Genomic DNA, 13,729 nt, shown 5'->3' with positions numbered 1-13,729 from the left:
AGAGCCCCGTCAACCGCCGGGCGAGCTCCGCGTTCTATGTCTCAGGTCGCTTGATCTGGACAACACGAGGAGCCGTTCGATGAAGATCTGTAACAAAAACGTTACCAAGAGCCGCATCAGCCTGGTGCTGGTGATGGTCGGCGTCATGGGAGTTGCTGGCTTGAGCCAGGCGGAAGCGGGCGACCGCGATCCCCGCGTCAACGCCCGCCAGCAGAATCAACACCAACGGGTGCGACAGGGGGTTCGCTCCGGCGAGCTGACCCGTCATGAAGTGGGCTCTCTGGCTCGCGAGCAACGTGACATCCGTCAGCTGGAACGTGCTTACAAGTCCGATGGTCAGCTGACTCGCGCCGAGCGTGTGGACTTGCATCGCGAACAGAATCAGGCGAGCCGCGACATCTACAAAGCCAAGCACGACGAAGTGACTCGCGATTGATGGCCCAGCCAAGGATGCGGCGAAAACGTGACCACACTCGTGGCACCATCGCCGCCTCCTTGCGTAAGCCGGCGGTCCTGCTGGTCGGCTGTGTCCGTAGGCGCTTTGTCCGCGGGAACGGGCGCTCGATGAACATGTGTCGTGCCTGAATGGCTTGAATCCTGGCGCGCGGACTCCAGTATTCTGGCGCCATGGCCATCCTATCCGTTCTCGACTTGTCACCCATTCCGGTGGGCAGCGAAGCTGCCCAATCTTTGCGCAACTCGCTCGATCTCGCGCAGCACGCGGAGCGGTGGGGTTATCGCAGGTTCTGGCTCGCCGAGCATCACAGCATGCCGGGCATTGCGAGCGCCGCCACTTCGGTGGTCATTGGGCACGTCGCGGCGGGAACATCGACTATCCGCGTCGGGGCCGGCGGCATCATGTTGCCCAATCATTCGCCGCTGACTGTCGCTGAGCAATTCGGTACGTTGGAGTCTTTGTTTCCTGGTCGCATCGACTTGGGGCTCGGGCGCGCGCCAGGATCGGATCAGGCGACTGCGCGGGCGCTTCGGCGTACGCTCAATTCCGATCCCGATGCGTTTCCACAGGACGTGCTGGAACTGCTCGCGTATTTCGGGCCGGTGCAGGAAGGCCAGCGTGTGCAGGCGGTGCCGGGGCAGGGGCTGAATGTTCCTATCTGGATTCTCGGCTCCAGCTTGTTCGGCGCGCAGGTCGCCGCGGCGTTGGGACTGCCGTTCGCGTTTGCCTCGCATTTCGCGCCGGCCCAGTTGATGCACGCTTTCGAGATCTATCGGGCGCGGTTCAAGCCTTCGCAGTATCTCGACAAACCTTATGCGATGGCGGGATTCAACGTGTTCGCCGCGGATACCGATGAAGAGGCGAAGCTGCTTGTGACTTCGATGCAGCAGTCATTCGTGGCTCTGCGCTCCGGCACGCCGAAGAAATTGCAGCCGCCCGTGCCCGGTTATTACGAGAATCTGCATCCGCACGATCGTTCCATTCTGGATGATGTGCTGGCGTGCTCGGCCATCGGTTCGCCCGACACCGTGCGTCGCGAACTGAAAGACTTCGCCGCGCGCACCGGCGCGGACGAAATCATCGTCGCGTCCATGATCTACGATCACGGCGCGCGGCTGCGGTCGTATCAGATTGCGGCTGAGGTCAACGCAGGCTGAAACTCAGAGGCGCTGAGGCACGAATTTCAAACCCAAGGCGCGCATCACTTTGAGGATGGTGCCGAAGCTGGGATTTGCGTCCTTGTTCAGCGCCTTGTACAAGCCTTCGCGCGTCAGGCCGGTTTCCACGGCGAGCTGTGTCATACCTCGCGCTCGAGCGATCGTGCCGAGCGCATCGGCGATGAAGGCAGGATCATCGCCAGCTTCTTCCATGCAGGCTTCGAGATAGCCGACCATGTCTTCGTCGGTCTTTAGATAGTCGGCTGTGTCGTAGGGTGCAAAGGTTTCTTTGACGCGTTTCTTGGTGGCCATGATCAACCTCGCCAATCTTCAGCAATAGCCATCGCCCGCTCGATATCGCGCGACTGCGTGCTCTTGTCTCCGCCACAAAGCAGCACTACAGCATCGACGCCGCGCCGCATGAAATACACGCGATAGCCCGGCCCGCAGTCGATCCGCAGCTCACTCACGCCGTCGCCCACGGAATGTGCATCGCCCGGATTTCCGCCCGCGAGCCTATCGATCCGGGTATGCACCCTGAGGCGTGCATGCCTGTCCCGCAAATCCCGCAGCCAGCGGTCAAACGCCCCGGAACGGAAAACTTTGAAGCGTGGGTCCATAGTAAACCATAGGCTACACTTTGTAAACTCCTGTTCACGACCCTGCCGAGCGTTCGTACGGTATTGGCGGGCGAACAGCAGCCTAAGGCGCGATTTGAGCGCGCATTGAGCCAATATGTGGGGATTTCCCCGCGTAAACGATCTATACGGATGCGGAAAATGAGCTAGCACGCGAACGCGTGCAGCTCGGGCACTTTCAGTACTTCATCGCGCCGAGGCGAGCGAGCATCTTCGAGAGCTCTTCGGGACTGATGTAGAAATATTCGCAGACGCGACCCCACAGCATCGGCGTGGGCACGTTGTGATCGCCGCGTTCCTTTTGCGTTTGATGGAGGACGTACAGGACGATGCGTTCCTTGCGTGTCAGGCCGTCGCGGACGTCGGGAATGTCGTCGTGGTTGCTCATCGTACAGGCCAGCCCGTTGCTGTTTGCCGCCGCGTGGCGCAAGGTAACACCAGGCTCTATCAAAAGGGGAAGCCAGCATGGACACCAAGCTGCCCGCGGCCGTCGACCCGAAGTCGTTCGAAACCTTCGCCGAATTTTATCCTTTCTATCTCGCCGAGCACAGCAACCGCACCTGCCGGCGTTTTCATTTCATTGGCTCGACGCTGGCGCTGGCGTGCCTCGGCCTGCTCATCGCCACCGGCAAGCTCTACTGGCTCGCGGTCGGCCTGGTGTGCGGCTACGGCTTCGCCTGGATCGGCCACTTCGTGTTCGAGAAGAACAAACCCGCGAGCTTCCGCCGGCCGCTCTACAGCTTCCGCGGCGACTGGGCGATGTACCGCGACATCTGGCTCGGCAGGATCAAGATCTGAAGGTGATGACGCTAGAGTTTGCTGGTCCGATTCAATAAGGCCGCCGCTTTCACCGCCTTTCTGATGCGCAGGTAGGTGCCGCAGCGGCAGATGTTGGTCATGGCGGCGTCGATGTCGGCGTCGGTGGGATTGGGAGTGCGGGCGAGGAGGGCGACGGCCGAGAGGATCTGGCCGCTCTGGCAGTAACCGCATTGAGGCACGTCGATTTCGATCCACGCTTCTTGAACGGGATGGAGACGACGTTCGTCGCTGGCCAGGCCTTCGATGGTGGTGATGGACATACCTTTCGCGTCGGCGAGGCGCATCACGCAAGAACGAACGGCGTTGCCATTCGCGAGCACCGTGCAGGCGCCGCACTGTCCGATGCCACAGCCGAACTTGGTGCCTTTCAGCCGCAGGTCCTCGCGAACGAACCAGAGCAAAGGCATGTCGGCCTTGTCGTCCGCCGCAGTGACAGGCTGGCGATTCAATGTGAATTCGATGGGCATGGGAGCGCTCAGATCTTGAAGCTGTCCGCGATGGGCATCCGTCGTACACGCTTGCCGCAGGCTGCGAAGATTGCATTCGCAAGGGCTGCGCCCGCTGGAGCGAGTGGCGGCTCACCCACACCCGTGGGCGGGTAGCCGGAGTCGAGAATGGCCACCTCGATGGAGAGGGGCGCCTCGCGCAGGCGGATCCAGCGCAACGAGCTGAAGTTATCGTTGACGACGCGGCCTTCGCTGACGCGGACATCGTTGAACAGCGCGGCATTCAGGCCGTCCACGAAGCCACCTTCCATTTGCGACCGGATGTGGTTGGGATTGATGGCGAAGCCGCAGTCGATGGCGCCCCAAGCGCGCAGTAACTTCAGTTCATTGTCGTCGCTGACGCTGACTTCGAGTACGCAAGCCGCATAAGTGCCGAAGGTAAAGTGGCCTGCGATCCCCAGTCCCGTGCCTTTGGTGCGCGGCCGCCGCCAGTCAGCGAGCCGCGCAGCGGCTTCGTAACAAGCTGCCATGCGACCGGAATGAATGCTCTTGGTCGCCCAATTCTCGATGGGATATTCCTTGTACGGCAGCAACCATTGCAACCGAAAGTCGAGCGGATCCTCGCCAGCCGCGTGCGCCAGCTCATCGAGCATGGATTCGGTCGCGAACGCCCATTGCAACATCGTCGGCGCGCGCCACGGGCCACAAGGAATGTTCGAAGTAGAAGCAAACTGATCGACGCGATAGTTCGACACGACCTTCGCCGGGAAATAACTGCTGGCTTCCGGTTGGCCGCGTGTCTGCGCCTGACGATGATGCCAAGCGATGATGCGCTTGTCTTTCAGCGCCGCGCGCACGCGCATGACGGCTGCGGCATCGAAGAAGTCGCGCTGAATCTCATCTTCACGCGTCCAGGTCACTTTAACGGGACGTTTGGTCCGATGGCTCAACGTCACGGCTTCCCGCACGTAATCGAGCTCGCCGCGGCGACCGAAGCCGCCGCCCATGCGCTTGCAGATGACCTTGACCTTCAACGCATCGATCCCGGAGATGAGCTCGACCTCGCGCGCGACCCAATGGGGTACTTGATGGCCGGTAATGATCGTTGCGCCATCGCCGCGAATGTCGGCGATGCAGTTGAACGGCTCCATGCACGCATGCGCGAACAGCGGTTTCTCGTACGAGTGATCGAGCACGAGATCGGCAGTGGCGAACGCGGCGTCGACGTCGCCCTCATTGACCAGCTTCTTGGTTTCGCCGTTGCCCGCGACCTGACGATGGAACTCCTGGATCTGCAGCGTCGAATCGTCCGTCGCCGCATTCTTCCATTGAGCTTGCAGCGCCTTGCGACCTTGCATCGCCGCCCACAAGCTGTCCGCGAGAACAGCAATTCCGGCCGCGAGGACCTGCGCATCGCCACCGGGCCAATGATCTTCCACCTTGCGCGGCAATTCGATGATCTGACGTACACCATGGACAGCTAGCGCGGCATCCTTGTTGTAACTTGCGATCTCGGCATGTAGCGCCGGAGCGCGCTCGATCACTGCTTGCAGCGCGTTGGGATAGTCCTCGTCGATGCCGAACAGCGGCTTTCCCATCACGATGTCCCGAATGTCCGCGACGCCGGCATCCTTGCCCATGATTCGATAGTCGGCGCGTTGCTTGAGTTTTATCTGTTCAGGCCGCACCTGTCGCCGGGCGGCTTTGCCGGCAAGTTCGCCATAGCTGATGCGCCGGTCGCCCGCCGGGTCGATGACGAAGCTGTCTCGGGCGATCAACGTATCGGCCGCGACCTCCCAGCGAGCCGCTGCTTCTTCGATCAGCATGCGGCGGACGGTCGCGCCGGCCTGGCGCATGTAATCCCAGTTGTTGCGGACCGTCTGACTGCCGCCCGCGCTGGCCTGGCCAAATTGATAGTCCACCTCGCCCTTGGCGTTTCGGATCATCCGGACGGGCTCGTCCCTGGTGACGGTCACCAGCGACCAGTCCAGGTCCATTTCGTCGGCCAGGATCATGGGGCCGGTGGTGCGCATGAACTGTCCCATCTCCATCACCGGCGACATCAGCACGGCCGTGTTGTCGGGATGCAAGGTCAGATACACGCACCAGGAAGAGGCAACCTCCGCCGCTCGTGTCGCAGCTGACAGCGAGCGGGGAGGCAGAGGGATCGTGACCAGCAGCGCGCCGGCGGCCGATACGGACACCTTGAGAAAGGCGCGACGGTCTAAGGGACGCACGATGGCCTGCGGGCGCATGGGGGATGGGCTCTCTTCTTTGGATCAGGAGCCCATTGAAGCGAGCCGTCGCGCGGCCGACGAGCGAAATGTGACGATTGGGCGGGCGGCGGGACGAACGTCCGAACGTCAGTCGGCGTGCCGGAACCGTTGCAATGCCTGCTTGTGCTTTTTGCTCATGGGCAGCACGTGCCCGCCACGCAGCTGCACCGTGCCGTTGCCGGAGGGCTGGCTCTTGATGAGATCGATCTCGTCCCGACGCACCAGATGCGAACGATGAATGCGGATGAATTCGCCGGCGGGCAACTCGTCCTCGAGTTGCTTGAGCGTGGCGCGCATCAGGTAGCGCTGGCCGCGTTCGATGATTTCGACATAGTTACCGGCGGCGCTCACGCACTCAATGCGACTGATCTGGATCAGGCATTGATGCGCTCCCTTGCTGACCAGCAGAGTGGCCGGCGGCTCCGGTGCGACGGCCTCATGCACGACCGGCTCATCCGGGGTCGCCTCGATCATCGGCGGTGGCGGGGTCTCGACCGTTTCGATGCTCGACCGGCGATCGCGCAGGAAGGCGTGCCAGACCAGATACACGATGCCCACCGCGGCCACGTAGCGGGGCAGGAAGATCATCAGGCTGCTCGCCGCGTCACGCGCGTTTGTCAGCAAATCGACGGCCACCGGCACCGCGGTCGAAAGGAACACGACGATGGCCACGAAGGCGACGAACTCGACGGCCCGGTCGTGCCACTTGGTGGAATATTTCCGGAGGGCCGCGAACAGCACCGGCGTGGTCAACAGCCAGACGCCCCAGTTCTTGAACACGTGGCTGAACGAGCCGCCCAGATCCGCCGGCGTGCGCTCGACGACGATCTGAAACAACGCGCAATAACACGACAGCAGGACCATGAATCCGCCCCAGCAGAGCAGCGAGGTCTTGATGTCACTCGAAACCGGCCACGCCATCGGGCGCGGCAGGGGGCTGATACGGGCCGACACAGCGAGACTCCTGGCCGATCGGAACACGCGACGAAATTAGCATAGCCGGCGAGGTTGTGAACGCTCGTCCCGGGGCCGCCGTTGCCGATTTGTGTGGCTTGGATCCCGGCGGGAGGGGCCACCGGTACGATACCGTGACAACAATATGAATCAGGGATTTCAGGGGCACGGGTTACGCGCGCTGGTCGCCAGCGATGGATTTCGCAGCACGATTCTGTTCCTCATCGCCCTCAACGCGTTTGCGATGGGGCTGGAGGCGACGCCTCCGGCGGCCGAGATCTACGCCACGCCTTTGTCCTGGTTGTTCCTGGTCTCTCAGGTCATTTTCGTGGCCGAGATCGCCGCGCGCTGGGTGACCACGCCCCGCGGGGAGTTTTTCAAGGATTCCTGGAATCGGTTCGACTTCGTCGTCGTGGCGCTGTCACTGATGCCGGCGATCGGTGAGTTCGCGCTGGTCGCGCGTATCTTCCGCATCCTGCGCGTCCTGCGCATCGTTTCCGTCAGTGACGTGCTCTGCGGCTCGCTGTTGCGTGAGGACGCCGGCACGCGGGCGATCCTGGTGGCGCTGCTGCTCGTGCTGCTGTCGGGTTATGTGTTCGCCTTGTCGGGCTTTCATTTGTTCGGCAAGGCCATGATCGAATGGAGCTCGCTCGCCGAGAGCGTCGCGAGTCTGGTGCGCAGTTTGACGCCGACTGGCTTCGTGGCGGCGTTGGAAGCCGGTGGCGGGCTGCTGTTGTTTCACGCTTTGTTTTATGTGTCGCTGCTATCGACCCTGGTCAATCTCGGCGCCGCGCTGCTGCGCAAGTCGGGAGAGGCTGCGTCATGAGGGTCAAGCAACCGGTCTTTTTCTGGTTGGGCGTGCTGGCGACGCTGCCACTCGTCTACTTTCTCATCGATCGAGCTCATTTCGTCTGGACTTCGCGAACCGTCATGAGCTCGGTGGAGAGCGTGACGGCCTCGAACGGTCGCTGCGGCGCCAAGGGGCGTTACAACTGCACCAGATACAAGGCGAAGCTGAAGTACCGTATCGGTGAGAGGATGTATTGGCTGCGCGTGTCCGCAGGATCGGAACGCGGCCATAACCAGCCGCTTTCCAACGCGCGACATCATCGCAATCAATTGGTGCAGGTCGCCTACGACCCGCGCAATCCATCGCGGGCGTATCGCAACAGCTTGTTCGATATCTGGGGAGCGCCGATCCTGACTTTCTTCCTGCAGATCTGCGCTTTCATCGGCAGTCTCACGGAACCCAAAGGCGGCTCGTCGAATCATGCGGCGTTCTATGAATCTTATGCTGCCGCCCGATCCGGACGTTACTCTCGCCGGCGCTGAGCCTCGGCACGCCGGTCAGCGTGCCGAGGCGTTTCAGGTCAGCGGCTGGAGAGCTGCTCCGGGAACGGCTGGCGCTTGCCATCGACTTTGTGAACGACGCCCCGGCGCATGACGAAGTCGACGCGCTCGAGCCGAGTCACATCTTCGAGCGGGCTGCCGTTGATTGCGATGATGTCCGCGTCCTTGCCCGGCGCGAGCGAGCCGATACGCTCGGCCTGCCCCAGCAGCGTCGCGGCATCGAGAGTCGCAGAACGAATGGCCGCGGCCGGCGTCATTCCGGCCTGCACCAGAAGCGCGAACTCTTTGGCATTGGCGGCGTGGTCGCCGACGCCGGAGTCGGTGCCGAATGCAATCTTCACACCGTCCTTGATCGCGCCCGCGGTGTTCTTCCCGTGGCTCGCCACGGCTTCCTGAGCTTTCTCCAGCGTAGCTTTTGAGCGGGCGCCGGCTTGCGCCTGAGCGAGGGCGGCGAGCGGCGCGACCATCGTCGGCACGAACCACGCGCCACGCTTCTTGAACAGCGCGTTCGTTTCGGAGTCGGTGTAGGTGCCATGCTCGATGGAGTCCACGCCAGCTTCGAGCGCCGCCTTGATGCCGTTCTTGCCGTGCGCGTGTGCGGCGACCTTGCGGCCGAACATGTGCGCGGTGTCGACGATGGCCTTCATTTCGTCGGCGAACATTTGCTGATTGAGGCCGCCAGCGATGTTGCTGTTCACGCCGCCCGTGGCCGCGAACTTGATGACGTCCGCGCCTTGTGAAATTTGCTGACGAACTGCGCGGCGGCAGTCGTCCGCGCCGTTGCAAGTATTCAGCGCATGCTCGTGCACCATTTCGGTGATGTCACGATTGGTGTTGTTGGAGCTGTCGCCGTGTCCGCCGGAAATCGAAATGCTGCGTCCGGCGACGTACAGCGTCGGGCCGACGAGCACGCCGTTGTTGATACCGTCGCGCAGCGCCGTGACGCTGTGGACGTCGGAGCCGAGATCGCGCAGCGTGGTGAAGCCCGCTTCGAGCGTGCGGCGTGCGTTGTCGATGCCGATCACGAAGTTGTCTTCGACATCGCGATTGTTCTGTTCCATGCGCGAGCGCATTTTGTTGTCGTCGTTGAAGATGTGAACGTGCATGTCGATCAGGCCCGGCAGCACGAACTGCTTGCTCAAATCGACCAGCCTGGCGCCGCCTTCCGGAGCCACGAAACCATCGCGAATCGCCTCGATCTTTCCATCGCGCACGATCAGCGTCGATGCGCCTCGCGGCGCGGCGTCGGGACGATCGAGCAGCGTGCCGGCGTGGATGTAGACGACCTTGCTAAGCGTCGGAGCCGGCGCCTGCGCGGTGCTGGCCACGGAGCTCAACAAGGCGAGGACGCCGGTCATGACCAGAGACGAACGGGACAGGAGCGATCGCTGCATTTGTTCTGTTCCTATAGGTTGGGCGCGAAACGGCCGATCTTAGGCAACCGTCGCGTGGCCATCCAGTCCGGCACGGCGTCGGTCGCCAGCTTGCATATGTCATGCACGGAACGGGCGAATCTCGGCGAATTGTGACGTATGCACAGCCGGCGGACTGGCGTTAGCGCCACTGTGCGGCCTGCCGCGGGCCGCCGTTGCGTTGCCTGGCGGCGGATACAACTGGAAAACTTCAAGGAGTTTCGATGCGGAGTTTGTATGTGGCGGCAGGCCTGGCGCTGTGCTCGGCCAACGCGCTGGCGGCCGATTTCGGTGTCGGCGTCTCGGCGCGCTCGGACGATGGCTTTCTGTACGTGCCGATCGATGTTTCCAAAACGTTCCGGATCGAGCCCAGCTTCCGCTATGGAACGACCGAACTGTCGTATACGCAGGACGGCGAGGTCGACGGCCAGGACAGCGAGACCTTTGAGATTGGCGTAGGCGTGTTCGGGGTGAAGCAGGTCACCGAGGCGGCGCATATCTACTACGGCGGCCGTCTCGCCTATGTGGACACCGAGAGCACGGTGACACAGCCGACTTCGTTCGGCGAAGTCATTCGCAGCGAAAGCACGCAGGATGGCTATCGCATCGGCCCGACGCTCGGCTTCGAGTACATTTTCGGCGGCCACTTTTCGGTGGGCGGCGAAGCCAGCTACACGTTCCTCAAACTGGAAGGGGAATCGACCGCCAGTATCGGCGACTTCTCAGCCTCGACGGTCGAGACCGAGCAGGAGAGTAACGGCACGCAGACGCGGCTGATCTTCAGATATATGTTCTGACCGAGTCGCGCCGCCCGGCCGTTGTCGCCGGGCGGCGCATCCGAACCGACAGCGAGATCAGAGGCTGCTGAACACCCGCACGCGATGGCGGTGATAAGGTAGCACCTCGAGCACTTCGCCTTCCTGCAGGCGCTGCTGGATGCCGCGCCACCATTCGGCGGTCATGATTTCGCCGTGCACTTTCATGAAGACGTCCTTGAGCTCCGCATCGAAGCCGAGGAATTGCATGAAGGTCTCGGGGAACACGTCGTTGTCGTTGACGTGGAACCACGCTTCGGCGCGCATGTCGTCTTCTTCGAACTTCGATTGCGGCACGTCGCGGAAGCGGCAGTCGGTGACAGCGCAGAGCTCGTCGTAGTCATAGAAAATAACGCGTGCGTGGCGCGTCACGCCGAAGTTCTTCAGCAACAGGTCGCCGGCAAAGATGTTGGTGACCGCGAGGTCGCGGATGCATTGGCCGTAGTCGAGCACGGCCTTCATGGCGTCTTCGCGAGAGGCGTTGCGGATGTACAGATTGAGCGGCGTCATGCGGCGCTCGATGTACACGTGATCCATGATCACGTAGCCGTCCTCGAAGTGCACAGTGTTGGCGGCTTCGTCCTGCAGCTCGGCCACCAGCTCCTTGGAGAACCGCGCCGCGGGAAATTTCAGGCGTTTGAATTCCTGCGCATCCACCAGGCGGCCGGCGCGGTCGTGCTTGAAGACCATCTCGTATTTCTTCTGCACTTCCTCGCGCAGGATGTTTTTCGGATACGCGAAGCGGTCGCGAATGATCTTGAACACCACGTCGAACGAGGGCAGGGTGAAACAGATCATCACCAGGCCCTTGTCGCCCGGCGCGTGCACGAACTGATCTTCGCTCTTCTGCAAATGTTTGAAGAGCTCGCGATAGCGTTCGGTCTTGCCTTGCTTGGCGCGGCCGAGGACAGTGTACAGCTCGCTCACCGGCTTACGCGGCAGGATGCTCTTCAGGAACACGATGGCCTGGCCGACGTGCGCCAGATCGGCGTGGAAATACGAGCGCGTGAAGCTGAACAGAATGCTGACGGTGCTCTCGTCCATCATCACGGCGTCGATACGCACGCCGCTTTCGGTGTTTTGCAGGGCCAGCACGAACGGCAGACGCCAGCCCGGGCCGGAGATGCGACCGACCAGATACGCGCGCGTCATTTGATAGAACACGGTGCGGATGATTTCGATCTGCTCGACCTGCAGCGGCGGCTTGGACGCGTCGGCGTCCATCTCGCATTGAGCGCGGACTTCGTTGCTGATCGTGCGGACGCTGCGATCGAAGTCCACATACGGGGTGCGGAAGCGGAAGTCCGCGAGCACTTCTTCGAACAGCAACTCGAGCGAGCCGCGGTTCACATAAACGTTTGTTTCGATCGGCGAGTTCACCGACGCGATGGGATCCAGATCCAGCGCGACGAACTCCACCGCGGGGTCGACGCCGATGGTGCCGAACGTGCGGCGGGTGACGGAGTTGAAGAACGTCTTGTCGAACTCGAGGTCGGGCAGCGCGTCGATCAGCTCGGTGAAGCGGCGTTTGATGCTGCTCCATAAAGCGCGTTCGGTCACATCTTCGCCGAGGCGCGTCTTCATCTGGCCGACGGCGCGATCGACGCACTTGTCGTAGAGCTCGATACGCTCGACCGCGTCGCGCAGACTGCCGTGCCAGTCGCGAGCCTCGAACTTCTGAGGCGCGCGCCGGGTGATGGAACGGAATTCCGCGTTGTAATCGGCGAACGACTGGACGAGCGCGCCCGCGCAAGTATCGACCAGCGCGTCGCGAGAAAGAACGGTGGCTGCTGATGCTGACATATTCACTTTGGTTCCGTAGCCGCGGGATCAGGAGGGAGGCCCCGGGAAGATGTCTGAGATATTACCGCGCTGCTATGCAGGCGCGAAGACGGGACGGAGGGAAGTCAGGCGGGGCCCGCCCTCTCCCGGAGGAGAGGGCGTCCCTCAAGCAGGAAATGAGGCTTTCCCCGCGAGGAAAGCCTTCACAAATTACAGATTCCGGATCAAGGCATCGCCGAATTCGGAGCACTTCACTTCCTTGGCGCCTTCCATCAGACGCGCAAAGTCGTAAGTCACCGTCTTCTGACCGATAGTCTTATCCATGGCGCTAATAATCGCGTCGGCCGCTTCGGTCCAGCCCATGTAACGCAGCATCATTTCGCCCGAGAGAATCACCGAGCCCGGATTCACCTTGTCCAGGTTGGCGTACTTCGGCGCCGTGCCGTGAGTCGCTTCGAACACCGCGTGGCCGGTCACATAGTTGATGTTGCCGCCCGGCGCGATGCCGATGCCGCCGACCTGTGCCGCGAGGGCGTCCGACAGATAGTCGCCGTTCAAGTTCATGGTGGCGATCACGTCGAACTCTTCGGGGCGCGTCAGCACCTGCTGCAGAGTGATGTCGGCGATCGCGTCCTTGATGATGATCTTGCCGGCCTTCTTGGCCGCATCCTGCTCTTCGTTCGCGGCCTTCTCGCCCTTGGCGGCCTTGGTGCGCTCCCACTGATCCCAGGTGTAGGTCTGCGCGCCGAATTCTTTCTCCGCCAGCGCATACGCCCAGTTACGGAACGCGCCTTCCGTGAACTTCATGATGTTGCCCTTGTGCACGATCGTCACGCTCTTGCGCTTGTTGACGATGGCGTACTCGATGGCCGAACGGAACAGACGCTCGGTGCCTTCCTGCGACACCGGCTTGATGCCGATGCCCGAAGTCTCGGGGAAGCGGATCTTCGCGAACTGCTTGGGGAACGCGGCCTTGAAGGCTTCCAGGAACTTCTTGTTGTCGGCCGAGCCGGCTTCGAACTCGATGCCCGCGTAAATGTCTTCGGTGTTTTCACGGAAGATCGTCATGTCGACCTTGTCCGGAGTGCGCACGGGCGAAGGCACGCCCTTGAACCAGCGCACCGGGCGCAAGCACACGTACAGATCCAGCATCTGACGGAGCGCGACGTTCAACGAACGAATGCCGCCGCCGATCGGCGTGGTCAGCGGGCCCTTGATGGACACCAGATAATCGCGGCAGGCCTGCACGGTTTCGTCCGGCAGCCAGGTGTTGAACAGATCGTTGGACTTCTGGCCGGCGTACACCTCCATCCAGTGGATCTTCTTCTTGCCGCCATAAGCCTTTTGCACGGCTGCGTCCATGACGCGCACCGAGGCGCGCCAGATATCCGGACCGGTGCCGTCGCCTTCGATGAAGGGAATGATCGGCTGGTCGGGAACGTTGAGCTTGCCGTTCTGGATGGTGATTTTCTGCCCCTGCGGGGGCACGTTCAGTTTTACTGCGGTCGACATCGACGAACTCCGTGGAGCTGGTTCGTAAGTGGAGCTTTGAGCCGGTATTTTGGGGGCCGGCATGCTATCACAACCGGGTCGGCCGCTGGCTGACGTGGGCGTCAGCTGACG

General features: G+C 62.0%; 15 protein-coding genes. 6 read left to right on the top strand and 9 right to left on the bottom strand.

Annotation, left to right across the window (positions count from 1 at the left end; translation table 11 throughout):
- Positions 1-79 precede the first annotated feature (79 nt).
- Positions 80-436: a hypothetical protein gene (locus tag VGD45_RS11495; RefSeq protein ID WP_331155442.1), complete on the top strand. Its 357-nt coding sequence runs from the start codon at positions 80-82 to the stop codon at positions 434-436.
- Positions 437-627: 191 nt separating this feature from the next.
- Positions 628-1,614, top strand: coding sequence for an LLM class flavin-dependent oxidoreductase (locus tag VGD45_RS11490; RefSeq protein ID WP_331155441.1), 987 nt, complete (start codon positions 628-630; stop codon positions 1,612-1,614).
- Between the two features lie 3 nt (positions 1,615-1,617).
- Here the strand turns inward: VGD45_RS11490 and VGD45_RS11485 are convergent, their stop codons facing one another.
- The 3 genes from VGD45_RS11485 to VGD45_RS11475 all read right to left on the bottom strand — a co-directional run bounded on the left by VGD45_RS11485 (position 1,618) and on the right by VGD45_RS11475 (position 2,640).
- Positions 1,618-1,926 carry an addiction module antidote protein gene (locus VGD45_RS11485; protein WP_331155440.1) on the bottom strand — a complete coding sequence of 103 codons (309 nt, stop codon included), beginning with the start codon at positions 1,924-1,926 and terminating at the stop codon, positions 1,618-1,620.
- 2 nt (positions 1,927-1,928) lie between these two features.
- The gene (locus VGD45_RS11480; RefSeq protein WP_331155439.1) at positions 1,929-2,234 is read right to left on the bottom strand and encodes a type II toxin-antitoxin system RelE/ParE family toxin; all 306 of its coding nucleotides are present in this window, start codon (positions 2,232-2,234) and stop codon (positions 1,929-1,931) included.
- A gap of 196 nt (positions 2,235-2,430) precedes the next feature.
- Complete coding sequence (locus tag VGD45_RS11475) at positions 2,431-2,640, bottom strand: hypothetical protein (protein WP_331155438.1); 210 nt, start codon at positions 2,638-2,640, stop codon at positions 2,431-2,433.
- A 77-nt stretch (positions 2,641-2,717) separates the two neighbouring features.
- Here VGD45_RS11475 and VGD45_RS11470 point away from each other — a divergent pair, with 77 nt between their 5' ends.
- A complete protein-coding gene (locus VGD45_RS11470) occupies positions 2,718-3,050 on the top strand; it encodes an Mpo1-like protein (RefSeq protein ID WP_331155437.1) in 333 nt (110 codons plus the stop codon).
- A gap of 11 nt (positions 3,051-3,061) precedes the next feature.
- Here the strand turns inward: VGD45_RS11470 and VGD45_RS11465 are convergent, their stop codons facing one another.
- The 3 genes from VGD45_RS11465 to VGD45_RS11455 all read right to left on the bottom strand — a co-directional run bounded on the left by VGD45_RS11465 (position 3,062) and on the right by VGD45_RS11455 (position 6,747).
- Positions 3,062-3,538, bottom strand: a complete 477-nt coding sequence (locus tag VGD45_RS11465) for a (2Fe-2S)-binding protein (RefSeq protein WP_331155436.1) — start codon at positions 3,536-3,538, stop codon at positions 3,062-3,064.
- Between the two features lie 8 nt (positions 3,539-3,546).
- Positions 3,547-5,754 carry a xanthine dehydrogenase family protein molybdopterin-binding subunit gene (locus tag VGD45_RS11460; RefSeq protein WP_331155435.1) on the bottom strand — a complete coding sequence of 736 codons (2,208 nt, stop codon included), beginning with the start codon at positions 5,752-5,754 and terminating at the stop codon, positions 3,547-3,549.
- Between the two features lie 126 nt (positions 5,755-5,880).
- Positions 5,881-6,747 carry a LytTR family DNA-binding domain-containing protein gene (locus tag VGD45_RS11455; RefSeq protein ID WP_331155434.1) on the bottom strand — a complete coding sequence of 289 codons (867 nt, stop codon included), beginning with the start codon at positions 6,745-6,747 and terminating at the stop codon, positions 5,881-5,883.
- 145 nt (positions 6,748-6,892) lie between these two features.
- On the opposite strand from VGD45_RS11455, the gene VGD45_RS11450 reads away from it, so the two are divergent.
- Entirely contained in the window at positions 6,893-7,573 is a 681-nt protein-coding gene (locus VGD45_RS11450; protein ID WP_331155433.1) for an ion transporter, read from the top strand.
- A complete protein-coding gene (locus VGD45_RS11445; protein ID WP_331155432.1) occupies positions 7,570-8,079 on the top strand; it encodes a hypothetical protein in 510 nt (169 codons plus the stop codon). The genes VGD45_RS11450 and VGD45_RS11445 overlap by 4 nt, the downstream gene beginning before the upstream one ends.
- 38 nt (positions 8,080-8,117) lie before the next feature.
- Here the strand turns inward: VGD45_RS11445 and VGD45_RS11440 are convergent, their stop codons facing one another.
- Positions 8,118-9,491: an amidohydrolase family protein gene (locus VGD45_RS11440; RefSeq protein ID WP_331155431.1), complete on the bottom strand. Its 1,374-nt coding sequence runs from the start codon at positions 9,489-9,491 to the stop codon at positions 8,118-8,120.
- A gap of 242 nt (positions 9,492-9,733) precedes the next feature.
- Here VGD45_RS11440 and VGD45_RS11435 point away from each other — a divergent pair, with 242 nt between their 5' ends.
- Positions 9,734-10,306, top strand: a complete 573-nt coding sequence (locus tag VGD45_RS11435; protein WP_331155430.1) for a hypothetical protein — start codon at positions 9,734-9,736, stop codon at positions 10,304-10,306.
- A gap of 57 nt (positions 10,307-10,363) precedes the next feature.
- On the opposite strand, the gene aceK is transcribed toward VGD45_RS11435, so the two are convergent.
- Together aceK and icd are read right to left on the bottom strand one after the other, a co-directional pair.
- Positions 10,364-12,127: a bifunctional isocitrate dehydrogenase kinase/phosphatase gene (aceK, locus tag VGD45_RS11430; protein WP_331155429.1), complete on the bottom strand. Its 1,764-nt coding sequence runs from the start codon at positions 12,125-12,127 to the stop codon at positions 10,364-10,366.
- 189 nt (positions 12,128-12,316) lie between these two features.
- The gene (icd, locus tag VGD45_RS11425) at positions 12,317-13,618 is read right to left on the bottom strand and encodes an NADP-dependent isocitrate dehydrogenase (protein WP_331155428.1); all 1,302 of its coding nucleotides are present in this window, start codon (positions 13,616-13,618) and stop codon (positions 12,317-12,319) included.
- Positions 13,619-13,729: the final 111 nt, after the last annotated feature.

The sequence above is a fragment of the Steroidobacter sp. genome, assembly GCF_036402275.1.
GTDB lineage: Bacteria > Pseudomonadota > Gammaproteobacteria > Steroidobacterales > Steroidobacteraceae > Steroidobacter.
The sequence above is the reverse complement of the archived record's forward strand: the minus strand, read 5'-3'. Positions and strand labels throughout refer to the sequence as shown.